At 74.1% G+C, this 25587-nt stretch carries 19 protein-coding genes and 1 pseudogene; 7 read left to right on the plus strand and 13 right to left on the minus strand.

What is annotated here, in order from left to right:
* The first annotated feature begins 80 nt into the window (after positions 1–80).
* Positions 81–713 carry a TetR/AcrR family transcriptional regulator gene (locus Sru02f_RS03700; RefSeq protein WP_109032618.1) on the plus strand — a complete coding sequence of 211 codons (633 nt, stop codon included), beginning with the start codon at positions 81–83 and terminating at the stop codon, positions 711–713.
* Between the two features lie 40 nt (positions 714–753).
* Here Sru02f_RS03700 and Sru02f_RS03705 read toward each other — a convergent pair whose 3' ends face one another.
* Positions 754–1290: a nucleoside/nucleotide kinase family protein gene (locus tag Sru02f_RS03705; RefSeq protein WP_164272276.1), complete on the minus strand. Its 537-nt coding sequence runs from the start codon at positions 1288–1290 to the stop codon at positions 754–756.
* 114 nt (positions 1291–1404) lie between these two features.
* Here Sru02f_RS03705 and Sru02f_RS03710 point away from each other — a divergent pair, with 114 nt between their 5' ends.
* The 4 genes from Sru02f_RS03710 to Sru02f_RS03725 all read left to right on the plus strand — a co-directional run bounded on the left by Sru02f_RS03710 (position 1405) and on the right by Sru02f_RS03725 (position 3669).
* Positions 1405–1800 (plus strand): GNAT family N-acetyltransferase, encoded by a 396-nt coding sequence (locus tag Sru02f_RS03710; protein ID WP_109032620.1) that lies wholly within the window; start codon positions 1405–1407, stop codon positions 1798–1800.
* Between the two features lie 22 nt (positions 1801–1822).
* Positions 1823–2545, plus strand: coding sequence for a hypothetical protein (locus tag Sru02f_RS03715; RefSeq protein WP_109032621.1), 723 nt, complete (start codon positions 1823–1825; stop codon positions 2543–2545).
* A 78-nt stretch (positions 2546–2623) separates the two neighbouring features.
* Positions 2624–3235: a DinB family protein gene (locus Sru02f_RS03720; RefSeq protein WP_109032622.1), complete on the plus strand. Its 612-nt coding sequence runs from the start codon at positions 2624–2626 to the stop codon at positions 3233–3235.
* The gene (locus Sru02f_RS03725; protein WP_109032623.1) at positions 3232–3669 is read left to right on the plus strand and encodes a glutaredoxin domain-containing protein; all 438 of its coding nucleotides are present in this window, start codon (positions 3232–3234) and stop codon (positions 3667–3669) included. Before Sru02f_RS03720 ends, Sru02f_RS03725 begins: the two co-directional genes overlap by 4 nt.
* Positions 3670–3692: 23 nt before the next feature.
* On the opposite strand, the gene galE is transcribed toward Sru02f_RS03725, so the two are convergent.
* Positions 3693–4673, minus strand: a complete 981-nt coding sequence (galE, locus tag Sru02f_RS03730; RefSeq protein WP_109032624.1) for a UDP-glucose 4-epimerase GalE — start codon at positions 4671–4673, stop codon at positions 3693–3695.
* A gap of 77 nt (positions 4674–4750) precedes the next feature.
* Positions 4751–5233, minus strand: a complete 483-nt coding sequence (locus tag Sru02f_RS03735; RefSeq protein ID WP_109032625.1) for a MarR family winged helix-turn-helix transcriptional regulator — start codon at positions 5231–5233, stop codon at positions 4751–4753.
* Between the two features lie 139 nt (positions 5234–5372).
* On the opposite strand from Sru02f_RS03735, the gene Sru02f_RS03740 reads away from it, so the two are divergent.
* A complete protein-coding gene (locus tag Sru02f_RS03740) occupies positions 5373–5786 on the plus strand; it encodes an organic hydroperoxide resistance protein (protein ID WP_003975825.1) in 414 nt (137 codons plus the stop codon).
* A 38-nt stretch (positions 5787–5824) separates the two neighbouring features.
* Here the strand turns inward: Sru02f_RS03740 and Sru02f_RS03745 are convergent, their stop codons facing one another.
* The 9 genes from Sru02f_RS03745 to Sru02f_RS03785 all read right to left on the minus strand — a co-directional run bounded on the left by Sru02f_RS03745 (position 5825) and on the right by Sru02f_RS03785 (position 20700).
* Positions 5825–7378, minus strand: coding sequence for a hypothetical protein (locus Sru02f_RS03745; RefSeq protein WP_109032626.1), 1554 nt, complete (start codon positions 7376–7378; stop codon positions 5825–5827).
* A gap of 112 nt (positions 7379–7490) precedes the next feature.
* A complete protein-coding gene (locus Sru02f_RS03750) occupies positions 7491–8822 on the minus strand; it encodes a hypothetical protein (protein ID WP_109032627.1) in 1332 nt (443 codons plus the stop codon).
* Positions 8819–11056: a bifunctional glycosyltransferase/CDP-glycerol:glycerophosphate glycerophosphotransferase gene (locus Sru02f_RS03755; RefSeq protein WP_109032628.1), complete on the minus strand. Its 2238-nt coding sequence runs from the start codon at positions 11054–11056 to the stop codon at positions 8819–8821. Before Sru02f_RS03755 ends, Sru02f_RS03750 begins: the two co-directional genes overlap by 4 nt.
* A gap of 7 nt (positions 11057–11063) precedes the next feature.
* Complete coding sequence (locus Sru02f_RS03760; protein WP_109032629.1) at positions 11064–13274, minus strand: bifunctional glycosyltransferase/CDP-glycerol:glycerophosphate glycerophosphotransferase; 2211 nt, start codon at positions 13272–13274, stop codon at positions 11064–11066.
* Between the two features lie 19 nt (positions 13275–13293).
* Positions 13294–15579, minus strand: coding sequence for a bifunctional glycosyltransferase/CDP-glycerol:glycerophosphate glycerophosphotransferase (locus tag Sru02f_RS03765; protein ID WP_174855117.1), 2286 nt, complete (start codon positions 15577–15579; stop codon positions 13294–13296).
* Between the two features lie 164 nt (positions 15580–15743).
* Positions 15744–16661, minus strand: a complete 918-nt coding sequence (locus Sru02f_RS03770; RefSeq protein WP_109032631.1) for a carbohydrate ABC transporter permease — start codon at positions 16659–16661, stop codon at positions 15744–15746.
* Positions 16658–18013, minus strand: coding sequence for a carbohydrate ABC transporter permease (locus Sru02f_RS03775; RefSeq protein ID WP_167469616.1), 1356 nt, complete (start codon positions 18011–18013; stop codon positions 16658–16660). Before Sru02f_RS03775 ends, Sru02f_RS03770 begins: the two co-directional genes overlap by 4 nt.
* A gap of 4 nt (positions 18014–18017) precedes the next feature.
* Positions 18018–19412, minus strand: coding sequence for an ABC transporter substrate-binding protein (locus Sru02f_RS03780; RefSeq protein ID WP_109032632.1), 1395 nt, complete (start codon positions 19410–19412; stop codon positions 18018–18020).
* A gap of 193 nt (positions 19413–19605) precedes the next feature.
* A complete protein-coding gene (locus Sru02f_RS03785) occupies positions 19606–20700 on the minus strand; it encodes a hypothetical protein (protein WP_239106672.1) in 1095 nt (364 codons plus the stop codon).
* Positions 20701–21037: 337 nt separating this feature from the next.
* Between Sru02f_RS03785 and Sru02f_RS03790 the strand changes: the two genes are divergently transcribed.
* On the plus strand, positions 21038–21523 hold the full coding sequence (locus Sru02f_RS03790) for a hypothetical protein (protein WP_244941880.1): 486 nt from the start codon (positions 21038–21040) through the stop codon (positions 21521–21523).
* A gap of 40 nt (positions 21524–21563) precedes the next feature.
* On the opposite strand, the pseudogene Sru02f_RS03795 reads toward Sru02f_RS03790, so the two are convergent.
* Positions 21564–25501: pseudogene (locus tag Sru02f_RS03795) on the minus strand (FHA domain-containing protein).
* Positions 25502–25587 lie beyond the last annotated feature (86 nt).

Consider the following 25587-nt stretch of genomic DNA (forward strand, 5'->3'; position numbering starts at 1 on the left):
CGTATCGTCGTGACGTGAGCGTAGGCCGTGGCAACGCCGGAACGCAACCGTTTCGTCGTTACGCCCTATGCTTGACCCGCATGACGACCAACGCCGCCGCCGACGAGCCGACGCCGCGCCCGCGCCGCCGGGCCCCCGCCGGGGCGGCGGTGCTCCGCGAGGACGTGACCGAGGCCATTCGCGCGGCGGTCTTCGAGGAGCTGGCGGCGGTCGGCTACGCCCGCATGTCCATCGAGGGCATCGCGCGCCGCGCGGGGGTCGGCAAGACTGCCGTCTACCGGCGCTGGCGCTCCAAGCTGCACCTGGTGCTCGACATCGTCTCCGCGCTCGCCGTGCAGGGCCTGCCCGCGCCGGACACCGGCTCCCTGGAGGGGGACCTGCGGCTGCTGTACGAGGTGACGTCCCGTGCCCTGCGCCACCCGGTGGCCTCGCAGATCATCCCCGACCTCCAGGCGGAGGCGGCCCGCAACGCCGACATCGCCCAGGCGCTGCAGAAGACCCTGCGGGAGGGCCAGGACGGCGTCGCCAGCAAGATCCTCGCGGCGGCGGCCGAACGCGGCGAGCTGGCCCCCGGCCTCGACACCGACCTGGCCCTCGACCTGATCTCGGGCCCGCTGTACTGGCGCTCGGTGGTCGTCCGCGGGCCCAAGCCGCCCAAGGGCTACCTGGGATCGCTGGCCCGGGCCACGGCGGAGGGGCTCAAGGCGCTCTGACCGGTCGGCGCCGAGCGGATCGAGGGCCGGTTCGGCCCCCTCACCAGCCGGCGAGCCGGACGACCTGCGCCGCGATGTCCGGCACCGCCCGGCCGTCCGTGGGTACCCGCACCGTGCCCACGGGGGCCTCCTCGGCCAGCCGCCGCGCCATGCGCAGACTCCGCTCGACGTGGACGCCGAGCTGCGATCCGGTCTCCCGCACGGCGAGCCGCTGCCGCACGGTGGCCTCGTCGGCGGTCAGCAGGACGCAGGTGACCCTGACCTCGTCCCCGCCCATGGCCCGACCGATCATCGGCGCCTCGAGGATGCTCACGGTGTTGGTGTAGAGCAGCCGGCGCTGACCGAGCGCCGCGTAGTTCGCCCACACCGCGGCGATGTTCCGCTCGGTGATCGCCGTGCGGTGCGGGTCGCCGTCGGGTGCGGGATGGATCTGGTCCATGCCGTCCCCCTCGATCAGGCAGTGCGCGGTCCCGGCCGCCCGCAGCAGCGCGGACACCTCCCAGCCGACGGTGCTCTTGCCGACGCCGGAGCCGCCGCCGATGAGCAACAGGTCGTAGGTGCCGGCTTCCTGGTCCATGTCGGCAGTGTGCGTCATGACCGGGCCGGAGGGCGCGCGAATCCGGTTTCTCCCCGAGCCGAGGGCCCGCCCGGCCCGGACCCGTCGGCATCCGAGCCGGCATACGATCGGACCGTGACGATCACCTACCGGTGGCGGGGAGACGTCGACAACGTGCTCCTCGGCGCGCTGCACGCCGACGGCTTCGGCCACCCGCCCGACGGGACCGACTGGCGGGCACAGCTGGAGCGGCACAGCCTCGGCTGGGTCTGCGCCTGGGAGAACGGCTCGCTGGTCGGCTTCGTCAACGTCGCCTGGGACGGCGGAGCACACGCCTTCCTCCTGGACACGGTGGTCGCCCGGCACTGCCGGTCACGCGGAGTCGGCGCCCAACTGGTCGCGGTCGCCGCCGACCAGGCCCGGGCGGCGGCGTGCGAATGGCTGCACGTCGACTTCGAGGACGACCTGCGCCCGTTCTACCTCGACGCATGCGGCTTCAGGGAAACGTCGGCAGGGCTCATCGCCCTGTGACGCCGCTGATCCAGTGGGAGGCATGGCTGTGAGCGACCGGCCGAGGACCAGCACGTTGACGCTGGAGCACCGGATCCCGCAGGACTGGACTGCCGACCCCTGGGCCGAGGTGCGGCCGCTGATCGACGGGGTGGACGTTCTGGGCGAGGTCCACCCGGCAGGGATGGCGCCCAGTTGCCGGAACTGGCGTGGGCCGGTGGAGAGTTGGCCGCTCGCGGTCACGGCGGTGCCGCGCAGGGTGCTGATCAGTGAGCCGACCTGCACCGTCGGCTGCTGCGGCGGCCTGTACGTCACCATGCGCCGGGAGGGCGGCCGGGTGATCTGGGACGCCTGGGAGAACACCGGCGACATCAACGCCGTGCCCGCGGAGGTCCACTTCGACGCGGCCCAGTACGAGGCCGAGTTGGCACGGGCCGCGGCGGACCGCGGTTGGGAGGAGCCGGTGGACACCGTGGCCCGGCTGCTGGAGCGGATCCTGGTGGACAGCGGCGGATTCGAGCGGTGGGGCTGCGTCCTCACGGGCGTCTGGCCCCGGCGCGAGGAGCCGGACGAGCCCGAGGAGCTGGCCCTCCCCGAGGGCGTCGACGTCGAGTTCAGCGCGTCCCCGGCCCCCGGAATGCCGGCCCGCTCCTACCGGTACGAGCTGCCGCTCACCCACGACCGGCCCCCGCAGGAGCAGGCCCGGCGGCTCGCCGCCGGCATCCTGGCGGACGATCCGCGCGAGAGCGCCGAGCGTGGCGCCTAGCGCGTGGCGAGCGCGTGGCGAGCGATCCCGCACCCCGGTGCGTGCCGGTTCCCCGGGCGGGAGCGGGAGACTGGCGCCATGACCCCGACAGATCCCAAGGCCGATCTCCGCCTCTACCTCCAGTCAGCCCGCGACGCCCTGCTCTGGAAGCTCGAAGGGCTCTCCGAGTACGACGTACGCCGCCCGGCGACGCCGACCGGTACCAACCTCCTCGGGCTGGTGAAGCATGCCGCCACCGTGGAACTGGGCTATCTCGGCGACACCTTCGGGCGGCCGTCCGGTGAGCCGTTGCCCTGGCTCGCCGACGGTGCCGGGCCCAACGCGGACATGTGGGTCACCGCCGACGAGTCACGCGCGTACGTCGTGGAGCTGTACCACCGGGCGTGGGCCCACGCGGACGCGACGATCGACGCGCTGGCGCTGGACACGGTCGGCAGGGTGCCGTGGTGGGACGAGGGGAAGGACGAGGTGACCCTGCACCACGCCGTCACCCGCGTGATCGCCGACACCCACCGGCACGCCGGTCATGCCGACATCGTCCGGGAACTGACGGACGGTGCCGTGGGCATGCGCGAGGACAACGCGGGTGTGCCGGCGGCCGACGCGGCGTGGTGGGAGACGTACCGGGACCGGGTCGAGCACGCCGCTCGGGAAGCCGGGCACCGCGAGACCCCGGGGCGGGCCCGATGAGGCGGGTGTGGACGGGCCCGGTACTGCTGCTGATCGCCGGGGCGGGGGCCGCGACCGGGCCGTTCGTGCAGGGGCGCCCGGGGACGGGTGCCGTGCTGTTGGTGGTGTTCGTGCTGCTGGCCGGGCTGACCTCGCCCCTGGTGTTCCCCAGGTCGGTCGGGGCGCTGGAGGCACGGCGGCGCAGTGCCGCGGACGGGCGGCCGGTGGTGTACTGGCGGCCGGGCTGCACCTACTGCCTGCGGCTGCGCCTCCGGCTGGGGCGCAGCGCTCGGCGGTTGCACTGGGTCGACATCTGGCGGGACGAGGCCGGGGCGGAGGCGGTGCGCGAGGTCAACGACGGCAACGAGACCGTGCCCACGCTGCTCGTGGCGGGCCGGGCCTACACCAATCCCGACCCGGCCTGGGTGCGCGAGCAGGTCTCCTCGACCCGGTGACGACCCGGTGACGACCCGGGGTGTCAGTCCCGCGCCGCTTCCGGGTGGAGCCGTACCCAGCCCGCCCACGCAGACGTGATCATGTCCTCGACGTCGTACTTGGCCTTCCAGCCCAGCTCGACGGCGGCGCGGTCGGCCGAGGCGACGACGCGCGCCGGGTCGCCGGGGCGGCGCGGGGTGACCGTCGGCGGCCGGTCGTAGCCGGTGACGGCGTTGATGCGGTCGATCATCTCGCGGACGGAGACGCCCTCGCCGCGGCCGATGTTCAGCGTGAGGGCGGTGCCGGGGGAGGACTGGAGTGCGCGGGCCGCGGCCACGTGGGCCTCGGCCAGGTCGACGACGTGGATGTAGTCGCGCACGCAGGTGCCGTCCGGCGTCGCGTAGTCGTCGCCGAAGATCCGGGGGGCCGCGGACTCCGTGAGCTTCTCGAAGACCATCGGGACGAGGTTGTAGACGCCGGTGTCGGCCAGGTCCGGGCCCGCCGCGCCCGCCACGTTGAAGTACCGCAGGGAGGCCGTGGCGAGGCCCGTGGCCTTGCCCGTGGCCCGGACCAGCCACTCGCCGGCCAGCTTGGTCTCGCCGTACGGCGACATCGGCACGCAGGGCGTCTCCTCGGTCACGAGGTCGACGTCGGGCATGCCGTACACCGCGGCGGAGGAGGAGAAGACGAAGGACGGCACCCCGGCTGCGGTGACCGCGTCCAGCAGGACGCGCAGGCCCTCCACGTTCTGCCGGTAGTAGTGCAGCGGCAGGTCCACCGACTCGCCGACCTGCTTCTTGGCGGCCAGGTGCACCACGCCGGTGACGGAGTGGTCGGCCAGGGCGCGGGCGACCCGCTCGCCGTCCAGGACCGAGCCCACCACCAGGGGCACACCGTCGGGCACGCGCTCGGCGATCCCCGTGGACAGGTCGTCGTAGACCACGGCCTTCTCGCCCGCTTCGGTCATCGCCCGTACGACGTGCGCCCCGATGTATCCGGCGCCGCCGGTGATCAGCCAGGTCATTGCGGCTGTCCCCTTCGTTCGGTGGTCCTTGGTAGCCATGATCCGTCATAGCGGCGCCCGCCGGGCGCCCGCACCCGTCAGGACGGTTCGGGTGCCGGACCGGTGCCGTACGCGTCCAGCGCCGCCGTGAGCCGGTCGAGGCGGGCGCGCAGGTCCTGGACCTCGGTCAGGTCCAGGCCGGTCGCCGCGGCGATCCGGCGGGGCACCTCGACGGCCCGCCCGCGCAGCGCCGCGCCCTCCCCGGTCAGCCGCACCTCCACCGACCGCTCGTCGCGCGTGCTGCGCTCGCGCCGGACCAGACCGGCCGCCTCCAGCCGCTTGAGCAGGGGCGACAGCGTGCCGGAGTCGAGGCGAAGGTGCTCCCCGAGCCTCTTCACGGGCAGCTCGCCGTGCTCCCACAGCACCAGCAGCACCAGGTACTGGGAGTAGGTGAGCCCGAGATCCTTGAGGACCACGCGGTAGACGCTGCCGAAGGCGCGCGACGCGGCGCTCAGCGAGAAGCAGATCTGCTGGTCCAGGCGGAGCCAGTCGGTTGCGGGCTCGGTCGCGGGCGTGGTCATGCGCTCCAGGGTAACCGACCGTCGTTGTCCGCGATTCAGTTGTACACAATCTAGTTGCGTGCAATCAAATGGCGTGCTCTACTTGTGGCTGTCAGGCACACAGACCCCCTCCCGAACTCCTGAAAGGGACGGTTCTCCCATGGACGCGCTCTACACCGCCGCCGCCACCGCCACCCACGGCCGCGACGGCCGCGCCGTCAGCTCCGACGGCACGCTCGACCTCGCCCTCGGCATCCCCGTCGAGATGGGCGGCAACGGGCAGGGCACCAACCCCGAGCAGCTCTTCGCGGCCGGGTACGCGGCCTGTTTCGGCAGCGCCCTCGGCGTGGTCGGCCGGGCGGCGAAGGTCGACGTCAGCGACGCCGCGGTGACCGCCGAGGTCGGCATCGGCAAGCAGGGCGAGGGCTTCGCGCTCGCCGTCACCCTCCGGGTCGAGCTGCCCGAGGGCCTCGACGAGGAGACCGGCCGCAAGCTGGTCGAGCAGGCCCACCAGGTCTGCCCCTACTCCAACGCCACCCGCGGCAACATCCCGGTCGACCTCGTCATCGAGTAGTCGCGGTCATCGAGTAGTCGCGCTCGCGCCGCAAGCGCTCACCCGACCCGCGCCAGCACCTCCCCCGTCCGCTCGCTCCACGCCACCACCACCGCCTCCTCGGGCACCGGGTGCCAGCGCGTCAGCAGCAGCCAGCGGACGTGGTAGCGGCGGACGACCGCGGCGCGCTCGGCGCGGGTCGAGCCGGGCGCCAGGTACGCCTTGACGGCGGCCGCCCGCCGCCCGCGCTCCCGCTCGTCCAGCGCCGGGTCCGGCCAGGCGGGCGCCGCGAGGTTCGGCCCGTACCCGGCGATGGCGTGCCCGGCGTAGTAGCCGTCGGTGATCACCACCTCGCCGGGGCCGATGTGCCGCGCCGCCCAGGTGTACGTCGGCCACTGCGGCGGCTGCTCGAAGCCGACCGGGTCCAGGGCCCGCGGCACCACCGCCCCCGCGTGCACCGCGAGGAACCCCAGCAGCGCACCGGCCGTCGCGGTCCGGCCCAGCGTCGTCCGCCACCGCCCCCACGGCCGGGGCGCGGCCAGCTCCACCGCTAGGGCGAACTGCAACGGCACCAGCGTGAGCCCGAGGATCCGGCCGTAGGTGTAGTGGCCGCTGAACCAGCCGTACGCCACCACCGCGCAGTCCAGCGCGAACATCAGCACCAGCGGGTCCCGGCGCGAGCGGCGTCCGCGCGCCCACAGGGCCGGCAGGCCGAGCAGGGCCAGCCAGAACTCCCCGGGCAGGTCGAGGTACAGGACCCGGTGCATGGCGTCCACGCTGTCGTCGCCGGCCAGCGCGAGCACGTCGAAGTACGGCCAGGCCGCCGCCGCCCCCACCGCCACGGCGCCGGCCAGCGCCCACCGCCCCACGACCGGCCCGCGCCACCCGTCCTGCCATCCGGCCACCAGCGCCACCGCGCCGAGCACCGCCGCCACCGAGGTGATGGGGTGGACGAGCAGGATCAGGCCGTACAGGACGCCCAGCGCCCCGTATCCGGGCAGGCCGCGCAGTCCGCTCGGCCCCACGTACCGCACCCGGCGCCCGTCCCGCGCCCGCGCCCCGGTCAGCGCCCAGGCCCAGAAGGCCAGCCCGATCGCGAAGGTCGACGGGTAGCCGAGGTTGCCCGTCATCGACATCAGCCCGAGGTAGCCGCTCCACCAGGCCCGCTCCGTGCCCCACAGCAGGGTCATCGCCCCCAGCGCCAGCACCGGCGCCCACGGGCGCGGGGTCAGTACCCGGACGAAGCGGTTCAGGCCGGTCAGCAGCACCAGCAGGTTCAGCGGCCCGGCGAGCCGCACCACCTCCCAGCCGCCCAGCCCGGTCAGCCGGGCGAACACGCCCTCGGCCACCGCGTACGGCGAGTAGTACGCGCTGCCCGCGCCCGGCAGGTCGGCCATCGGGTGACGCGGGTGGAGCAGGTCCGCCTTCAGGCGCTCGACGACGGCCGCGTGCTGGCCCGCGTCGCAGCACAGCGGCACCGCCCAGTACGCCAGCGTCATCACGAGGAAGAAGAGGAATCCGGCGACCTGGTAGGGGGTGGGGCGCCAGGCGCGTCCGCCGCGCAGTGCCGTCGCACCGCGCACGGGCCGCCGGACGAGGACGTCGGCGCTCACGAAGCAGAGGAGGTGTGGGGCATTCGGGACATTTGGCGTATGTTCCCGGTGGGGTCACCCCCGCCAATCGCTCACCGGTCCAAGTCACCCGGGCGGCGGACGCCCAGGACGCTCAGCCGACCGCGCCCGCCCGGTCCCGCTGCTCCTGCGCCGGCAGCGGCACCCGCCCGCCGCGCACCACCGGCTCCAGCAGCAGCGGCACCCCCACCACCGGCAGCAGCCACGCCAGCACGATCAGCCGCTCGCCCCAGATGTTGATGTCCGGGTGCCCGGCCTGGGTGAGGAGCCCGGTGCACGCCGCCGCCACCAGGAAGCCGCCGACCGCGCCCCCGCGCCGCAGCGCGCCGCACGCCCCGGCGGCCAGCGCCGCCACGAACAGCGGCTGCCACGCCTGCCGGCGCAGCCACTCCACCCAGAAGTTGCCCTGCAACTGCCAGAACTCCGGCCACGGATGCTTCCGGTCGGGGCGGTTGAAGTGATCGGTGAGCAGGTCCTGGAGGCTGTCCGCCTCGGACGGGTAGTGCAGCAGCCGGGCCAGCAGCAGGGTCGCGACCGCACCGGCCAGGCCGACGGCCGCCAGCGCCAGAACGTCCCGGGAGGCCGGACCGCCCCGGCCCCGCAGCCGCCGCGCCCGCCGCCGGTACCGCCGCAGGGCGATCACCCCGCCGGCCGCCGCCAGGCACAGGCCGAGGAACAGCGCCTGGGAGTGCTTGACCGTGAACAGGGCGAGCAGCGAACCGGCGACCACCGCCAGTCCGGCCCGGTTCCGCCCCGCCCGCAGCACCAGCGCGCAGCCCCAGACCGCCGCCAGGGTCAGCGCCATCAGCAGGCCCTCGGTCATCGGCCGCATCGCGGTCGTCCCGCACGGCAGCACGTAGTACAGCGCCTGCCCGGCCAGGGCGAGCGGCACCGGCACGGACAGGGTCCGCAGGATCAGGAAGACCAGGACGCCGCCCGCGCCCGCGATCACGACCCCCGCCGTCCACAGGCCCCACGTCACCCCGAAGGCCAGCACGAACGGCATCAGGAACGCCGGATAGCCCGGCCGCGCCTCGAAGATCGCCGTGAAGCGCTCCGACATGTACGGCACCGTGTGCCCGCCGGTCTGACCGGCCGCCAGCCGCGGCCGGACCACCGCCCACTCCTGCTTCCGGCACTCGGCCAGCACCTCACCGGTGGGGTCGGGGCGGTGGAAGCGGACCACGTGCACGCTCTGGTCCCGGCGGGCCCGCTCCGCCCGGCTCGCGCACACGTAGTCGATGGTGGCCGTCGCCGCCGCGCGCTTGCTCTCACCGGTCAGACTCAGGGCGTACGACAGGTAGTTCCTGGTGTCGGGGGTGTCCCGGCCGGTGACGTTCGCCAGCTGGAGCGCGGCGAACACGGCGGCCAGGAGCAGCACCCCGACGACGGCGCTCCGGCCGTCCACCCGGCTGCGGGGTCTCATGTGGAGGGCAGCAGGTCGCGTCCGGACGGGACGGCGCGGGCGCCGGGGACGCCGGAGGGCTCCGGCGCGGGCATCGGCTCGCCGAGCAGCAGCGTCCGCACCACCCGTTCGGCGGCCCTCCCGTCCTCGTACTCGCAGTACCGGGCGCGGAAGGACGCCCGAAGCCGCGCCGCCTCCTCGTCCCGCCAGGCCCCGGACGCCAGCAGCCACGCCAGCTCCCGGTAGGAGCGGGAGACGTGCCCGGGCGCCTCCTCGGTGATGTCGAAGTACGTGCCGCGGGTCGCCGAGTACGGGCCCCAGTCCTCGGCGTGGATCAGGATCGGGCGGTCCAGGAGGGCGTAGTCGAACATCAGGGCGGAGTAGTCGGTGATCAGCAGGTCCGAGGCGAGCATCAGGTCCTCGACGTGCGGTTCGTCCGTCGCGTCGACCACCACGCCCCGCCGGTGCAGCTCGGTGAGGCCCAGGCCGCGCGCCGGACCGGTGGCGAGGGACGGATGCAGGCGGACGAGCAGGGTGTGGCCCTCGCCCAGGTCGGCCGCGAGCCGGGCCACGTCGACGCGCTCGACGAGCCCGCCGCGCCGGTACTCCCGGCGGGTCGGCGCGTACAGCACGACGGTGTGGCCGTCGGGGACACCGAGCCGCTCGCGGACCCGCCGCCCGTCCTCGGGACCGGCGTTGACCAGGGCGTCGTTGCGCGGGCTGCCGGTGCGCGCGGAAGCGAAGTGGCAGGGGTAGGCCCGCTCCCAGACCCGCTCCGCGTACCGGCTCGCGACCAGGCTGTGGTCCCAGCGGTCGGCCCGGCGCAGCATCTGCGGCACGTCCAGCCCGTGCCGGGCGCCGGGCCGGTCCAGCAGGTCCACGCCCATGTGCTTGAGCGGCGTCCCCTGGTGGGTGTGGAGGTGGACGCTGCCGTCCCGCTTGGCCACCGTGCCGGGCCAGTTGACGTTGTTGACGAGGAACGCCGCCCGCTCGGTCACCCGCCGGTAGGCGGCACTGCCCAGGACCACGTGCTCGGTGCCCGGCGGCAGCAGCGCGGGGTCCGCCGCGCTCTCCTCGTCCCGCACCACCCACACCCCGCGCAGGTGCGGGGCGAGTTCACGGGCCGCGCGGTGGATCGCGGCGGGGTCGCCGAGCACGCCCCGGTGGGAGAAGGCCGAGTACACGACGAGGTCCGGGTCGAGGGGACGGCGCACGTGCACGGTGCTCGCCGTCCGGCGCAGCCGCCCGGCGGCCGCGGCGCGCGCCGGCCGGGTCCGGCGCTCCAGCTCCCGCACCGCCCTGCCGGACTGCCGGCGCACCAGGTAGGCGGCGTACGACCCCTCCAGCACCCGGAGTTCGGCCGGGATCGCCGCGCCCCCGGGCCGGTGGGCGCGGAACATCTCGGCGGTGCGGTGGAAGAACTCGGCCCGGTCGGAGGGCGGCAGCCGGTCCGGCTTGGACAGGATGTCCAGGCAGTGCTCGCCCATCTTGGCGTGCAGGAACGGCCGCCACCTGGCCGCCAGCTCCGGACGGGCGTCCAGGAAGGCGAAGACCCGCTCGTACTGCGCGTGGACGTCGAAGTGCTTGCGGCTGGTCGTGGACAGGATGTTGCCCTGGCGGCGCTGGCGGTAGTTCAGGCAGATGCGGTCCAGCGCGGCGATCCGCTCCGCGCTGAACATGACCGGGAAGGTCCAGGGCGTGTCCTCGTAGTAGCCCGGCGGGAAGGTGAAACCCTCCCGCTCGACGAAGTCGCGGCGGTAGACCTTGTTCCACACGACCATCAGCAGGTCGAGGATCTCGGGCTGCCCGGCCGCCGTGAACGTGCCGTCGCCCGCCTCCGCGAGCACCCGGGCCAGGACGTTGCGCCGGGTGCCGCCCCACCAGTAGGTGCGCGCGTAGTCGAAGACCAGCACGTCCGGGCCGTCCGTCTCCGCCAGCCGGTCGGCCATCGCGCGCAGGGCGCCCGGAGTGAGGGTGTCGTCGCTGTCGAGGAAGAAGAGGTAGTCGCCGGTGGCGAGCGGCAGCCCGGCGTTGCGGGCCCGGCCGAGTCCGGCGTTCTCCGCCAGGTGCAGCACGCGGACCCGGTCGTCGCGGGCCGCGTACTCGTCCAGGATCGCCCCCGAACCGTCCGGGGAGCAGTCGTCGACGGCGATCACCTCGATGTCCCGGAAGGACTGGTCCAGCACCGAGTCGAGGCACTCGCGCAGGAAGCCCTGCACCTTGAAGCAGGGGACGATGACGCTGAAGCGGGGCACGGCGGGGTCAGCTCCTCACGAGGGTGGCGGCGGCGGGGGCCGGAACGCGCTCCGCGAGCGGGAGCACCGGCGGCAGCGCCTCGGGCGGCTCGCCGAGCAGCACCCGGCGCACGACGCGCTCGGCGGCCCGGCCGTCGTCGAACTCGCAGAACCGCTCCCGGAAGGCCGCCCGCAGCGCCGTCGACTCCGGGCCCGCCCAGCCGCCGTCGGCGAAGACGCGGGCCAGCTCCTCGGGCGTGCGTGCCACCGGTCCCGGGGGCGCCGCCATCAGGTCGAAGTAGACGCCGCGGGTCTCCCGGTACACGTCCCAGTCGTCGGCGTACACGACGATCGGACGGTCCAGGTTGGCGTAGTCGAACATGATGGAGGAATAGTCGGTGACCAGCGCGTCCGCGGCCAGGCACACGTCCTCCGAGGAGCGGTGCCCGGTCACGTCGATGACCCGGCCGGTGCGCTCCCGGCTCCCGCCCCGGTCGTAGAAGTAGTGGGCGCGCAGCAGCACCACGACGTCCTCGCCGGCCGCCTCGCAGAACGCCTCCAGGTCCAGGCCGCCCGCGCCGAACCCGGTCTCCCAGTCCCGGTGCGTGGGCGCGTACAGGACCGCCGTCTTGCCCTCCGGGACGCCCAGTTTGCGCCGGACACGGGCCACGTCCCCGGCGGTCGCCGTGCAGTAGACGTCGTTGCGCGGGTAGCCGTACTCCAGGTGCTCGTACGAGCCGGGAAAGGCGCGCTCCCACATCTGGGTGGAGTGCCGGTTGGCGGACAGGTTGTAGTCCCAGCGGTCCACGCGGGCAAGGAGCTTGGTGAAGCTGCCGGTGGCCGCCGCCACCACCGGGTACGTCGACTGGTCCACGCCCATCGTCTTCAGCGGGGTGCCGTGCTGGGTCTGCAGGTGCACGCTGCCGGGGCGCTTGACCACGCCCTCGGCGAAGTTGGCGTTGTTCACCAGGTACGTGGCGCGGGCCAGCACCTCCCAGTACCGGTGGCTGCCGACGACCGCGTGGTCGACGCCCTCCGGCAGGGTGTGCGCCTGGTCCGGCTCGACCAGGAACACCGACCTCAGGTGCGGTGCGAGTTCGCGGGCCTTGGCGTGGATCGCGGCCGGGTTGCAGGCGTAGCCGCGGCCCCAGTAGGCGCAGTACACGACGAGGTTGGGGTCCAGCGGGCGGCGCAGGTGGCGGCGGTAGCGCAGGCGGGTGCGCAGCCCGCGCGGCCACGGCAGGCGGCGCAGGACGCCGGTCGCCGTCCGGTTGGCGGCGCGCAGTGCGCGGAAGGCGGTGTACGACCCCGACGCCAGCAGCCGGTGCTGCACGCCGAGCCGTCCGCCCGGCGGCCGGAAGCCCGCGGGGCGGTAGCGCCGGTACAGGCGGCTCGCCCGGCGGTAGAAGGCGCGGCGCCCCCGCCGGGTCAGGCGCCGGGGGTGGGTGGCCGTCTTGAGGACCGCCGCGAAGAGCTGCTCGAACAGCGGGCCGCGCCGCTCGGGCGGCAGGCCCCGCTCGACGGCGTGCGTGAGGGCGAGTTCGGCCTGGTCGAGCAGGTCCGCGTGGTGCTCGCCGGGCAGGTTCAGCCGGTTGCCCTGGCGCCGTACCCGGTGCCGTACGACCACCTCGCGCAGCACGGCCACCCGCTCGGCGCGCGCCGCGACCCGGGCGCCGAAGCCGACGTCCGTGAAGTGCCCGCCGGGGAAGTCGAGCCGGCGCTCGGCGAGGAAGGTGCGGCGGTGGACCGCGCTCCACGCGGGCAGGTGCACGCCGGTCAGGTGCGGGGCGCGGTCGGGGGCGAAGGCGCCGTCCGGGGTCCTCGCCAGCAGCGGTGCGGCCGGGTTGGTGGTCTCGCCCTCCCACCAGGGCACCCGCTCGTGCTCGAAGTACAGGACGTCGACACCGCCGGTGTCCGCCAGCCGCGCGTCCAGGGCCGCCAGCGCCCCCGGCACGAGGGTGTCGTCGCCGTCGAGGAACAGCAGGTACGCGCCGGTCGCCGCCCGCATCCCGGTGTTGCGCGCCCCGGCCAGACCCGCCGACGGCGGCGAGTGCACGGGCGTCACCCGGGAGTCCCGCTCGGCGTGCTCCCCGGCCACGTCCGCCGCGGCGCAGTCCGGGCCGTCGCAGACCGGGATCAGCTCGAAGTCGCCGAAGGACTGGCCGAGGACCGAGTCCAGGGCCTGGGAGAGGCGCCCCGCGACCCCATGGGACGGGACGATGATGCTGAAGCGGGGCATACTGCTCTTTCTCTCGGGTTCAGAGGCTGTCGGTGACGGTGCGCGGACCCGCCGGTTGCGGCACCGTGGTCAGCGGGGTCCGCGCGAGAGCCGCTGCGGCGGAGGGCGCGGGGCCGCGCCCGGCCGGCGGGACCACCGGCGGCAGGTCCGTCTCGCCCAGGACCACCCGGCGCACGACGCGCTCGGCGGCGCGGCCGTCGTCGTAGGGGCAGAACCGCTCGCGGAAGGCGGCCCGCAGCCGCGCCGACCGGGTGCCGTGCCAGTCGCCGCTCGCGAACACGCCGATCAGCTCGTCCTCGTCCCGCGCGATCGCGCCCGGCGGGAAGGAACGCAGGTCGACGTAGGTGCCGCGGGCCGCCTCGTACGCCTCCCGCTCGGCGGCGTGGAGCACGATCGGGCGGTCGAGGCCCGCGTAGTCGAACATCAGCGACGAGTAGTCGGTGACCAGGGCGTCCGAGGCCAGGCACAGCGACTCGACGTGCGGGTGGTCGCTGACGTCCAGCACCCGGCCGGCGGACGCGGCGAGCGGGCCGCCGTGCCGGGGGTGGGCGCGGGCCAGCACCACGAAGCGCGGGCCGAGGCGGCGCACGACGCGCTCCAGGTCCAGGGCGGAGCGCTGGGTGCGCCGGTAGTCGCGGTGGGTGGGCGCGTACAGGATCGCGACCGTGCCCTCGGGGACGCCGAGGGTCTCGCGCAGCCGGGCCACGTCCGCGGCCGTCGCCCGCTGGAGGACGTCGGTGCGCGGCTGGCCGTACTCCAGGGCGGTCCAGTCGCCCGGGTGGACGCGTTCCCAGGTCAGGGTGGAGTGGCGGTTGGCGGAGAGCACGTAGTCCCAGGAGTCGACCTCGCGCAGCAGCCGGGCGAAGTCGGTGCCCTGGGCGGCGGCCGGGCGCTCCTGGAGGTCCAGGCCCATGTGCTTGAGGGGCGTCCCGGCCTGCGTCTGGACCAGGACCTGCCCCCGCCGCCTGACCAGGCCCGGGCCGAAGGGCCCTTCGCGCACCAGGTAGCGGGAGCGGGCCAGCGCCGTCCAGTGGGCGGCCGTGCCCGGGGCCAGACGGCGGGTGCCGGGCGGCACGGTGTGGTGGTGCACCCGCTCGGCGGCCCACGCCGTGCGCACGTGCGGCGCCAGACGGCGGAACGCCTCCTCCAGCGCGCCCGGGTCGCGGCCGTACCCCCGGTCGCCCTCGACGGCGAAGACGGCCCGGTCGGCGCGGAGCGGGAGGCAGCGCTGGACGCGGTAGTGCAGGCGCAGGGCACCGGTCCGGGCCGCGCGCAGCAGTCCCGCGGCGACCCCCGCCGTACGGCGGCGCAGGGCCGACGCCAGCCGCAGGGCGCCGTAGGTGCGGCGCAGGCCGAGGCGGAGCAGGGCGTGGCGCAGCCGGACGGACAGCGGGGCGGGGGCGCCGGGGACCCGGTAGCGGCGGCAGTGGACCCGGGCCCGGCGCAGGAACTCGGCGCGCAGGGAGCGCGGCAGACGGCCGGGGCGGGTGTAGACCGTCGTGAGGTGGTCGGCCATGCGCCGGTACAGGAGCGGCCGCCAGCGGGCCAGCTCCTTGCGCGACTCCGGGTGCGTCTCCATGCGCGCGTCGAGGAACGCGAAGACGCGGTCGTACTGCGTGAAGACGTCCAGGTGGCGCTCGCCCGGCGTGCCCAGGATGCTGCCCCGCCGCCGCTGCCGGTAGTGGACGCAGACCCGGTCCAGGGTGGCGACGGAGCCCGCCGTCATCAGGACCGGATACGTCCACGGCGTGTCCTCGTAGTACCCCGGCGGGAAGGCGAAGCCCTCGCGCACGGCGAACTCCCGTCGCACCGCCTTGTTCCAGGCCACCATCAGCAGCTTCAGCAGCCCCGGCCGGTCGGCGAGCCGGAACGGCGCCGGGCCCTGCTCGGTGAGGTGCGCGGCGGCCTGGTTGCGGACCGTCTCGCCGGTCCAGTACGTGCGCGCGTAGTCGTAGACCAGGACGTCCGGCTCGCCGGTCTCCTTGATCCGGTCGGCGATGCCCCGCAGCGCGTGCGGGGTGAGGGTGTCGTCGCCGTCGAGGAAGACCAGGTAGTCGCCGCCCGCCCGTTCCATGCCGGCGTTGCGGGCCGGGCCCAGGCCCTCGTTGCGCGCCAGGCGTACGACGCGGACGCGCGGGTCGAGGGCCGCGAACTCGTCGGCGATCGCGCCGCAGGCGTCCGGCGAGCAGTCGTCGACCACGATCACCTCGAAGTCCGGGTACGACTGGGCCAGCACCGACTCCAGGCACGCGTGCAGATATGCCTGCACCTGGTACGCGGGCACGATGACACTGAACCTGGGCACGGGGACTTCCAACGGTCGGCGGGATCGGTGCGGGCGTTCTGCCCGGCAACGCCCGGTGGGCCCGCTTGGTTACGGTCCCCGGGGCATTCGGGGGACGTTGTGCCCGTACGGATGAGGGGGCGGGCCGGTGACCGGCCCGCCCCTCAAGGGTGTTGTCGCGGCGACTACTTGACGGCGCCCGCCATCACGCCGGAGACGAACTGCCGCTGGAACGCGAAGAACACGGCCAGCGGGATCACCATGGAGATGAACGCGCCCGGCGCGAGCACGTCGATGTTGTTGCCGAACTGCCGTACCTGGGTCTGCAGGGCGACCGTGATCGGCTGGCTCCCGGAGTCCGAGAAGATCAGCGCGACCAGCATGTCGTTCCACACCCACAGGAACTGGAAGATGCCCAGGCTCGCGATCGCGGGCCCGCCGAGCGGCATCACCACCCGCACGAACAGCCGCAGTTCGCCCGCGCCGTCCAGCCGGGCCGCCTCCAGCAGCTCCCTCGGGATCTCCGCGAAGAAGTTCCGCAGCAGGAACACCGCGAACGGCAGACCGAAACCGACGTGGAAGAGGATCACGCCGAGCATCGAACCGAACAGGCCGATCTTGCCGAAGAGTTCGGCGATCGGGATCAGGGCCACCTGCACGGGCACGACGAGCAGCCCGACCACCGCCAGGAACCACCAGTCGCGGCCCGGGAAGTCCATCCACGCGAACGCGTATCCGGCGAGCGCCCCGATGACCACGACCAGGACGGTCGCGGGGACGGTGATCAGCGCGGTGTTGAGGAGCGAGGAGGTGATGTCGCCGTTCTTCAGCAGCTCCTCGTAGCTCTGGAGGGTCAGCTGGGACGGCTCGGTGAAGACCTTCCACCAGCCGCTCGCCGCCATGTCCTCGGGCGTGCGCAGCGAGGACAGCAGCAGCCCGATCGTGGGTACCAGCCAGAACAGGCCCACCACGATCAGGAACACCCGGACGAGCCCGCCGCTGACCGCCTCGGCGAGCCGGGACGCGAGCGGCTGCCTGGCCTTGACGGCCGTCTCGGGCGGCCGGGTGGCCGCCGGGGTGAGGGAACCCGCGTCCGCGGTCATCGCCGCACCTCCCGCCGAAGTCGCCGTACGTTGAACCACATCACCGGGATGACCAGGAGCAGCAGGAACACCGCGATGGCGCTGGCGACGCCCGGCTGGTCCGAGGCGAAGCCCTTGCGGTACAGCTCCAGGGCGAGCACGTTCGCGTCGTCCTGGGAGGAGCCCGGGGCGATGATGAAGACCAGGTCGAAGACCTTCAGCACGTTGATCATCAGGGTGACGACGACGACCGCGAGGACCGGTGCCAGCAGGGGCACCGTGACCCGTCTGAAGACCTGCCACTCGTTGGCGCCGTCCACCCGGGCGGCCTCCAGGAGCTCCCGGGGCATGCCCGCGAGGCCCGCCGCGATCAGCACCATCGCGAAGCCCGCCCACATCCACACGTACGATCCGATGATCGCCGGGGTGACGAGGGAGGGGCCGAGCCAGTTCAGGCCGTTGTACGGCTCCTTGAAGTTGTCGGCGGGCAGTCTCAGCAGCGCCCCGTCGGCCGCCGCGGGCAGCGTGAAGGTGCCGTCCCCGGCCGCCGTGGTCGTCGCCACGACCTCGCCGTCCTTGACCGCCTCGATCTTCATCCCGGCGTAGCCCAGCTCGGCCGCGTCGACGCCGCCCAGCGTGCCGACGCCCTTGCCGCGGGTGAAGTCCTGCCAGGTGGTGCCGGTGACCTTCCCGTCCGCGGGCTCGGCGGTCGCGGCCTTCTTCGCGCCGTCGGGCATCAGGTCGGGGGCGACGCCCACCAGCGGCAGGACGACCGGGGTGCCCGCGGTCACCGGCTGCTTCGTGACGAACGCGCCGCCGCCCGCTGGCTCGAGCGGCGAGTCGCGGCCCGGGTGCGCCTTCGGGAACGCGGACGACTCGGCGAACGTGTCGTGCACCCCGACCCACACCGCGTTGGCGACGCCCTTGTCCGGGTCCTGGTCGTACACCAGCCGGAAGATGATGCCGGCCGCCAGCATCGAGATCGCCATCGGCATGAAGACGACCAGCTTGAACGCCGTGCCCCAGCGGATGCGTTCGGTCAGCACCGCGAAGATCAGGCCCAGCGCGGTGGCGACCGTCGGCGCGAACACCACCCAGATGACGTTGTTCTTCAGGGCGGTGCGGATGCCGTCGTCGGTGAAGAGCGTCTCGTAGTTGTCGAACCCGGCGAAGGAGTCGCCGGACTGGTCGTAGAAGCTGCGGATCAGCGAGTACCCGATCGGGTAGACCACGAGCGCGCCGAGCAGCACCAGGGCGGGCAGCAGGAACAGTGCCGCCACGGACCTGCGGGTGCCGGTCACGCTCTTGCGCGACTTCGGTGACTTGGGAGCGGCGGGGCCCTGTGAGGCTCCCGCCGCCGTGGCCGACGTCATCGCGTCAGCCGCCGTAGGCGGCGGCCGCGTCCGCCTCCAGCTTCGCCTGGGCACCCGCGACGTCCTTCGGGTTCTTCAGGAAGTCCTGGAGCGTCTTCCACTCGCCCTTGCCGGGGGTGCCGCCGAAGGCCTGCGGGGCCTGGTCCGACATGTCGAAGCGGAAGTCGTCACCGGCCGCGACCAGCGCCTCGGCGATCTTCTTCTGCACCTCGTTGGGGTAGACCGAGGAGTCGATGCTCTTGTTCGGCGAGAGGAACCCGCCGAGCTTCGCCTGGATCCCCGCCGCGTCCGGCGAGGCCAGCCAGGTGGCCAGCGCCTGCGCCGCCTTCGAGTCCTTGAAGACCACGGCCGCGTCGCCGCCGGACACCACCGGGGCGGTGTCGCCCACGGCCGGGAACGGGAACACCTTCGCGTCCGTGCCGACCTTCGCCTTCGTCTCACCGATGTTGACCTGGACGAAGTCGCCCTCGTAGACCATGCCCGCCTTGGGCTGGTCGCCGCCGGTGAAGGTCTGCGTCACCGAGGCCGGGAACTCGGTCTGGAGCGCGCCGGACGCGCCGCCCGCGACGAAGTCCTTCTTGCCCCAGATCTCCGCGAGCGTGGTGAGGGCCTCCTTCACGGACGGGTCCGTCCACTTGATCTCGTGCTTGGCGAGCTGGTCGTACTTCTCCGGACCCGCCTGCGAGAGGTAGACGTTCTCGAACCAGTCGGTGAGCGTCCAGCCGTCCGCGCCGCCCACCGAGAACGGGGTGACGCCCGAGTCGTAGACCATCTGGGCCGCGTTGAGCAGCTCGTCCCAGGTCTTGGGCTCGGCGGCGCCGGCGTTCTCGAAGACCTGGGCGTTGTACCAGATCAGCGACTTGTTGGCGGCCTTGTAGTACACGCCGTACTGCTTGCCGCCGACCTTGCCGATGTCCTGCCAGCCCTGCGAGTAGTTCTCGCCCAGCTCCTTGGTCGCCTCGGCGCCCAGCGGCTTGGCCCAGCCCTTGTCCACGGCCTGCTTGATGGCGCCGGGCTGCGGGAGCATCGCCACGTCCGGCGGGGCGCCGCCCGCGATCTTCGAGCCGAGGAAGTTGATGATCGGGTCCTGGGCGGGCACGAAGGTCACCTTGGCGCCGGTGCGCTTCTCGAACTCGGCGAGGACCTTCTTGAAGTTCTCCTGCTCGGTGCCGGTCCAGACGGCGGCGACCTCCAGGCTCTCGCCGTCCAGCTTCGGGAGGGTGACGGAGGCGCCCGGCTGCTTGCCGCCGCCCTTGTCGTCGCTGTCACCGCTGCCGTTGTCGTCGTCGCCGCCGCAGGCGGTGAGCGAGAGCGCGAGCGCTCCCGCGGCCAGGGCGGCTGCGGCCCGGGTGGTCCTCTTGACGGTTCCGCGTGTCCGGATGGTGCTGCTCGTGCGCATCACTGCCCCGTTCTTCGTTCCTCGTCGAACGCTCGGCGCTGTCCCGTGCGCTCTGGTGTACGCCAGGGGGGTGAGGGCGGCAAGGGCGCGTCCGCCGTCGAGCGGGGTTTCGTGACCGCGTCGTGACCGTGATCGGCACCGGGCGCGGGGTACGGGCGTCGTCGTCCGGGCTCCACCGCCTCGCGCCCCGTACTCAGTCGGTGCGTTCGCGGGGGGCGCCGCCGAGACGGTCCAGGTACGCGCGGCAGCGGGACTTCCAGTCGGACGGAGCCGAACCGGACAGGCAGGCGCGCAACAACTCGGCCACAGGACCCCCGAGGCCCAGCTCGGCGACGGCGTCCTCGTGTGCCTCCAAGCAGGCGGCGAGCCTGCGCTTGCAGCCCGCGTCGTCCAGGTCGAGCAGAGCCAGCGCCGCCACGGCGCCCGGCAGGTCGATGGCCATGACGATCGGGATCATCCGGCGGGCGACTCCCACATCGTCGGACGCGTTGGCGATGACGACGAGGTGCTCCAAGAACGCGGGATCGGCGGGCCGCGGCGTGTACAGCTGCTCCAACAACTCGAAGGAGAGCCGCTGGATCCCCTGCTCCGGGCTGGTCAGCAGGGCGTACAGGGGCTCCTCGTCCAACGCTGCGCGCGCCGCGAGTGCGCGGAGGGCCTGCTTGCGCTTGTGCTTCTCCTCGAACTCGTCCAGCACGATCCTCCTCGCGACCGCCAGATCGGTCATGGACAACCTGGAGGGCTCGGCGAAGAGGGGCACGGCGGACCCGCGGCGATTGCGCTCGCTCAGGTGACCGACGGCGATTCTGAAGAGCTGGGAAAGCTCACGCCGCAGGACGTCCCTGAACGAGTCGTCGGTGAAGGGCGCGACGGTGATCTGGCGTTCATGGTAAAGCTCGCGCAGCGTCATCACGAGATTCCTGTCCTGCTCCGACGGAATGACGGACAGCTCTACGGGAGGAGGAAAGGTCGAATGCAGGAAAAGGTATCTCTGGTGCGTTTTGTCGAGGCAGAGGACCAGGAACGGTTTACCGGACATCAGTGCCTCGCTCACCTCGGTCTCCCAGGTGATCCGGCCGATTTCCTCGACTATGACGAACACGCAGATGTCTGCGTCCTGGACGGATTCGCGAGAATTCTCGGTCCAGCTGGAAGTGGCGGAATTGATGTAGTTCACCGTCCCCGACAGGAAGTGCCGAGGGATTCCGCCGAAATCTTCCACGACCTTGACGAAGGCGTCCCGCACCCTCTCCGTGTCGGCGGCGCCGCACAGCATGATTTTCAGCATGACGCAGTGTGGCATGCGGTCGGGAACCCGGGACCCGCTTCCTGGGGCCCGCCCCTCCCGGTCATTTCTTTGCAGTACCGCCAACTCGACGGGGGCGTACGACATCTCACCCCCGGCCGTCGGGAAAACGCGTGTCGCCGGGCCGGCCGCATCGCACAATGAGCCCGTACCCGGCGGCCGGAGGGTGAGTGCGGTGGGGTCGAACGAGGAACTGTACGAGAAGTCGGTACTGGACGTCCCGAAACTGCAACGGTACGCGCGGAGGGTGGCGAAGGCGGTGCACTCGAAAGTGCCGATGGCCACTCATCAGGAATATGTGATGAGGCAGCGCCGGGAAGTGCGACGCAAAGGATGGTTCTCCAAGACGTCCGTGACGGTGTCGGAACGCTGTGCGCAAGGTCCCGCCCTCCGCTACTGGGAGCTGGGGAGAGTCGCCGACGAGACCTTCCGCAGGAGGGACGGCACGGACCTCTACGGGTACGTGCACATCAACTGGACCGGCGTGGACGACGGCAGCATGATCATTCTCCTGGAGGACGGCGAGCTGCGCCACGTCGCGTACTCGGTCCGGGACACAGGACCGCACTACCCGGTCCTGGAGATGGAGACGTCCCACACCGAGTGGAAGGTCGCCGCCATGCGGCCGCACGACTACCTGCTGCTGGACAGGCCCAACCTCGGACGCATGCGGGAGAAGACGTACTCCCGCAAGTCCGGCCTCCTGTACATGGAGGAGCTGCGGCCGAACTACCGCGTGACCGTGCCTCAGAAGGGCCTCGGCCTGTCTCTGGCGCTCAACCGCCTCCTGAAACGCGCCGGATGACCGTCGGCACGCATCCGCCGACCGGCCGCGGACCCCACGTCTAGAGCAGCGAAGGGACCTCGGCCGCCGAGACCTCCCGGGCCGCCCTCTCCAGGGCGCTGGCCAGCAGGGCCAAGTCGGTGGGTCCGTTGCCCAGTTCGCGGACGGGGCGGCGGGCGGGCGGGTCGCCCATGCGGTGCCACTCCAGGGGGACCACCGTGGGGCGCAGCGTCGCCGTGCGGGGGATGCGGCCCGTGACGCGGCCGCCTTGGAAGGCGGTGGTGCGTCCGTCGGGGCGGGCCAACCGCCCGCGTCCGGGCGCCGGTTCGTCCGGGCCCGACACCGGCGGGTCCAGGGTGACGCGCAGGGTCGCGCGCAGGGCGGGCTCCGTCCGGTCCGTACGGCCGTCGGGCGCGGTGGCGGCCACCAGGTGGACGCCGAGCCGCTCGCCCTCCCGCGCGACGGCCTCCAGCGCCCGCATCACCGACCCCGCCGTCGACCGCCCTGGGGAACCGAGCGGGGGAGTGACCAGGGCGTCGAGGTCGTCGACGACCACGACCAGGCGGGGCAGGGGCGGGACGGGACCGGTGCGGCGCCTGGCGGCGGCCGGGCGCAGCCGCAGGGTGGAGCTGGGCGGGGACTCCACGTCCCCGGAGTCGGAGACCGGCGCGGGCACCGCGGCCGCCGGGCCGCGCTGGGCGACGAGCCGGCCCGACACCTCGCGCCCGGTGTGCCACTCGGCGAAGTCCGACCGCCCGAGCAGCTCGGCGCGCCGCTTCAGTTCGGCGCTCAGGGACTGGGCGAACTCGCGCATCCGCACCGGGTCGTTGGCGGTGAGGTGCGTGGTGACGTGCGGTACGTCCGTGCACACGTGCAGGCCCTCGCCGCGGGCGCCGCCCGAACTCACGCTGTCCCGGCCGTCCATGAGGACGACGCCGAGCCGGTCGGGGCGCTCGGCCGAGGCGAGCGAGGCGACGAACGCCCGCAGCAGCTCGGTGCGGCCGCTCCCGGCGGGCCCCTCGATCAGCAGGTGCGGGCCCTCGGCGGCCAGGTCGGCCAGGACGGGGCCGCGCGGACCGGCGCCCAGCACGGCCTGCGCGCGTCCCCCGAGGGACTCGGTGTCGTCGGCCGCGGCGGCCCAGCGGGCCATCAGGGAGGCGGGGGTGGCGCGGGCCAGGCCCAGTTCGTCGAGGAGCCGGGCCGTCCGGGGAGCGGTGCGGACACGCGCGCGTGGTGTTCGCCGCCGTCCGCGGCGCTGTCCGTGCGCAGCGGGGCCAGGGCGCGCGCGAACCGCTCGGCCCAGGCCAGGGACACGGCGTCCACCGTGCAGAGGGTGCCGTGCCCGACCGGGCCGGCGGGCGCGGCCGGGGCGCCCGTACCCGGGTTCGTGCCCGTGCGGGCGACGCGCAGCAGCCGCAGGGTCGTCGCCACGTCGCCGCTGAGCAGCGCCACGGCGCCGCACTCCCGGAACACCGGCGACACCGCGCAGGCCGCCTCGTACGTCCGCGTCACCGGGGAGGTGGGGGAGGCGGCTGCGGTCTCGGCGAGGCACACGACATGCACACCGGCCCGCGGGCCCTCCAGGGCCAGCCGCGCCACCGCCTCGCGCACGTCGGCACCGCCGGGATCCCCGTCCACGACGACCACGGTGTACGGCCCGGTGAAGCCGCCCGCCGGGTCGGTGCCGTCGTCGGGGCGCGCCCAGGAGGGCTGCGGCCGGACGGTCCCCGTGGCCGCTGTGGTCGCTGTGGTCGCTGTGGCCGCTGTGGCGTCCTCGGCCGTGTCTTGGGGGCGGGCACCCGACCGGGCTTCGTCCCCGAGGTGGTCGTCCAGGCGGCGGAGCAGCTCGGCGGCGCGGGCCGTGGCCTGCTCGCGGTCGTGGGCCAGCAGCAGACGGCAGTCCTGGCCGTGTCCCGGGCGCACCTGGGGCAGCCAGCCCAGCCAGGACCACTCGGCGGTCCGCTCGGCGAGCGGGCGGGAGCGGTCCGCGCTGATCAGGACGATCTCCAGGGTGTCGGCGGAGTGCAGCGCGGCGAGCTGGGCCAGCACCGAGCGGGCCAGCCCGGTGAGCCGCTCGCGCGGACCCGCGAGGCCGAGCGCGCCGACCTCGCGCAGACCGGCGGTCACCGGCACCGCGGGCAGCGGGGCGTCGCCGCCCGGCGCCACCCGGTCGGCCGTACCGAGCCGCACGGTGAGCGCCTCCGGGTGGCCCGGGCCGCGCTCCCACAGCCGCGGCCCCGGTCCCAGCGCGGTCAGCAGCAGCGACGCGGGGTCCGGCCAGGTCTCCGGAGCGCCCGAGGTGCCGGGAGGGGACGCCGGGGCCGGGCCGGTCGCCGCCCCGTCGGACACGTACACGCCGGGTGCGGGGGCCTCCGGGGCACCTCCGCGCCCGCCGGTCAGCCGCCGCGCCCACGCCCCTATCCCCCCGCGCCTGCGCACCTCCTGCGGCACGTCGGTACCCCGCAGAGGAGTCCCCTTGCGTCCGGTGCGGGCGCCCGGAGCGCCGCCGCGTCCGGTGCGGGTGTCCGGGCTGGCGCCGTCCGCACCGCCGGGGGCGGCGGCGAGGCGGTGAGCCGTCGCACCGGTCGTGCTCGGGCGCGAATCCCCGGCTCCGGACGGGTCCGCGCGGAGGGCGCCCGCGTCGGCCGGGTCCGGGCCTGTCCGGTCCGGCCCGGAGAGGCCCTGGCCGTAGGAGGAGTCCCTGCCGCCCGGGTCCCTGTCGTACGCGTCCCTGCCGTGCGGGTCGCTCCCCGGTGTGACCGGGGCGGGAGCGCCGTATGCGCCCTTGCCGGGCCTGTCGGAGTGTGGATCGCCCGCACCGGACCCGCCGGTCGCGTACGCCCCCGCGCCCCGCGCGCCGCCGTGCGTCTCGCCCCCGGCGGGAGACTGCCGGGGCAGGCCCGCCGAGGGGCCGGTGCCGCGACTCTCGATGCGGGGTGCGCCGCCCTGGCCGGGGACCTGCGGCTGCTCGGCGGGTGCCGCGCCCCTGTCGTACCCCGACGTGCCGTACGCGTGGTGGGTGCGCCCGCGGGGCCGGACCGTCCCGTCCGGGCCGGTGCCGCGCGGCTCGGGGTCCGGTGCGGCTCCGTCCGCCGCCACGGACCCGCGCCCGTCCGGATCCCCCACCCGGCTGAATCCGCCCGGTCCGCCCGGTCCGCCCGGTCCGGCCTGTCCGTCCGGGCCGTTGGCGGGGCCGTGGCCCGGGCCCGTCGCGCGGGAGCGGCCGGCCGCGTCGCGCACCCGGACCTCCGCCCCGTCGGCCACACGCGCGTGGACCACCGCGTCGCCGTCCCCGGCCTCCGGCGAGGGCGTCCCCGGCCCGGACAGCCGTACGTGTCCCTCCCCGTCCGGTGTCGTCGCCACCCGCACCTCCGCCGCCGGCGGCACCGGCACGAGCCGCAGCGCGGACTCACCGATCCGCAGCAGCGCGCCCGGCGGGAAGCGCACCGGGCGGTCGCCCACGCGGGTGCCGTCCAGGGTGGTGCCGTTGGTGGAGCCGAGGTCGGCGACGGAGACGCGGGCGTCGGGACCGACGGTCACGGCGCAGTGCATGCGGGAGACGTCCGGGTCGTCGAGCGCGACGTCGGCGTCGGCCGAGCGGCCGAGCCGGATCTGACCGCCGTGCAGGAGGTGGACGCCGCCCGCGTCGGGGCCCGCGACCACGTGGAGCTGGGCGGGGACCTCCGCCGGCTCGGTGTGCGGGTCGGGCTCGCCCGGGGCGCCCAGGCAGAGCACGGCGCCGTCGATCAGCGGGGGCTCGCCCAGGGTGCTGCGCTGGGCGTCGAGCCGCTGCGCACCGGCGTACAGCACCACCTGGCCGGAGCCCGGTCCCTCGCCGGGGAGTGTCGCCGCCAGCGCGGAGGCGACCGCGGCCAGGGCCGTGCCGGCCGGGGCGGTGACGAGTACGTCACACCGCGCGGGGCGGTCCGCCGCCGGGACAGCCGAGGCAGCCGAAGCATGCGGGCCCAGCGGGTCTACGACGGTCAGCCGGATCTGCATCGCCGTAAGCGGTCCCTTCGCGCGGGCGCCCGCACGCCGGGACGGAAGCCGTCACCACGGTCCCCCACCGCGGACTTCCCCCACCG

The sequence above is a fragment of the Streptomyces rubrogriseus genome (assembly GCF_027947575.1).
Lineage (GTDB): Bacteria > Actinomycetota > Actinomycetes > Streptomycetales > Streptomycetaceae > Streptomyces > Streptomyces rubrogriseus.

Excerpts from the sequence above, each read along its gene's own strand:
- Sru02f_RS03700 (WP_109032618.1), top strand. The coding sequence starts at position 81 with ATGACGACCAACGCCGCCGCCGACGAGCCGACGCCGCGCCCGCGCCGC.
- Sru02f_RS03705 (WP_164272276.1), bottom strand. The coding sequence starts at position 1,290 with ATGGACCAGGAAGCCGGCACCTACGACCTGTTGCTCATCGGCGGCGGC.
- Sru02f_RS03715 (WP_109032621.1), top strand. The coding sequence starts at position 1,823 with ATGGCTGTGAGCGACCGGCCGAGGACCAGCACGTTGACGCTGGAGCAC.
- Sru02f_RS03720 (WP_109032622.1), top strand. The coding sequence starts at position 2,624 with ATGACCCCGACAGATCCCAAGGCCGATCTCCGCCTCTACCTCCAGTCA.
- Sru02f_RS03725 (WP_109032623.1), top strand. The coding sequence starts at position 3,232 with ATGAGGCGGGTGTGGACGGGCCCGGTACTGCTGCTGATCGCCGGGGCG.
- galE (WP_109032624.1), bottom strand. The coding sequence starts at position 4,673 with ATGACCTGGCTGATCACCGGCGGCGCCGGATACATCGGGGCGCACGTC.
- Sru02f_RS03735 (WP_109032625.1), bottom strand. The coding sequence starts at position 5,233 with ATGACCACGCCCGCGACCGAGCCCGCAACCGACTGGCTCCGCCTGGAC.
- Sru02f_RS03740 (WP_003975825.1), top strand. The coding sequence starts at position 5,373 with ATGGACGCGCTCTACACCGCCGCCGCCACCGCCACCCACGGCCGCGAC.
- Sru02f_RS03750 (WP_109032627.1), bottom strand. The coding sequence starts at position 8,822 with ATGAGACCCCGCAGCCGGGTGGACGGCCGGAGCGCCGTCGTCGGGGTG.
- Sru02f_RS03760 (WP_109032629.1), bottom strand. The coding sequence starts at position 13,274 with ATGCCCCGCTTCAGCATCATCGTCCCGTCCCATGGGGTCGCGGGGCGC.
- Sru02f_RS03770 (WP_109032631.1), bottom strand. The coding sequence starts at position 16,661 with ATGACCGCGGACGCGGGTTCCCTCACCCCGGCGGCCACCCGGCCGCCC.
- Sru02f_RS03775 (WP_167469616.1), bottom strand. The coding sequence starts at position 18,013 with ATGACGTCGGCCACGGCGGCGGGAGCCTCACAGGGCCCCGCCGCTCCC.
- Sru02f_RS03780 (WP_109032632.1), bottom strand. The coding sequence starts at position 19,412 with ATGCGCACGAGCAGCACCATCCGGACACGCGGAACCGTCAAGAGGACC.
- Sru02f_RS03785 (WP_239106672.1), bottom strand. The coding sequence starts at position 20,700 with ATGCTGAAAATCATGCTGTGCGGCGCCGCCGACACGGAGAGGGTGCGG.